The organism is Peptoniphilus sp. oral taxon 836 str. F0141, assembly GCF_000179335.1.
GTDB classification, from domain to species: Bacteria; Bacillota; Clostridia; order Tissierellales; family Peptoniphilaceae; genus Peptoniphilus_A; species Peptoniphilus_A lacrimalis.
This window is the reverse complement of the sequence record NZ_AEAA01000127.1, coordinates 1-875: the sequence shown is the minus strand read 5'-3', so window position 1 is coordinate 875 and position 875 is coordinate 1. Positions and strand designations below refer to the sequence as shown.

Below are 875 nucleotides of genomic sequence, written 5' to 3'. Positions count from 1 at the left end.
CTACAACTTTATCGGTTAATAAATCAATGTCCGAATTATTTATGAATTCATCTTTTGAAAAACCTATAATTTTTATCCATCTCATTTTTTTAAATCCAGTAAACTTACATTGGAATTTTTCAAATTATATGAGGTTAGGGACAAAAAATAAGATATCTGTGCAGGTTTGATTTTTTTATTTTTACGCAAAAAATAAGAATTTACGAACCTACTTACTTCTTGCGGAGTGAGTTTTGCGAAATCAACATTTGTACCTTTTTTAGAAAAATATTTATAAAATTTTGTTGTCTTATTTATTGCATCTCTTTCTAGGAATATAAGAATTATAAAATCAGGCAAATTGTCCAAAAAATCATAAAAACTTTTTTCAAGATTGTTTAAGTTGATAAAATTTAAGCTATCCTTAACTATTACAATTTTCTTTTTATCCATCAGCGGAAAAGTTTGGCAAGCCCCTTCAATATTTGCAAGAGAACACTCTTCTGCCTTAAAATATATTAAATTAAAAGATCTCATGGCTTCCTTTGTGAATAAATTTATAAGATAGGTACAGGTGTTTTCCATGAGTAGTTTTTCTTTACCAGAAAATAAAAAAGCACCACTTAAATCTTTTTTTCTATAAATTTCCTTGTAATTCATATTTTTTTAACAACACTCCCAATAAAAGAGCAAATATAAAATTATATAAAAGCTCCCCATCAATATTTACTTTACCATAATTCCCAACCCTTAAAAAGTTTTTATTTATTATCACATCTACTTCATGATTTTGAGTGGTGAAAAGTTTAATCTTATTTTCTCTTAACCTATCTATAGCTTCTTTGTGAGGGTGCTTATATTCATTATCTATCCCGCAAGATATTATTGCGACTTTT

General features: G+C 26.7%; 1 protein-coding gene and 1 pseudogene. Both read right to left on the bottom strand.

Going from position 1 to position 875, the window contains the following annotated elements; genetic code table 11:
- Positions 1-81: 81 nt before the first annotated feature.
- A complete protein-coding gene (holA, locus tag HMPREF9131_RS07245) occupies positions 82-639 on the bottom strand; it encodes a DNA polymerase III subunit delta (protein ID WP_009346204.1) in 558 nt (185 codons plus the stop codon).
- Positions 617-875, bottom strand: a pseudogene (locus HMPREF9131_RS08505) (DNA internalization-related competence protein ComEC/Rec2); the annotation flags it as partial. The pseudogene HMPREF9131_RS08505 and the gene holA, both read right to left, overlap by 23 nt.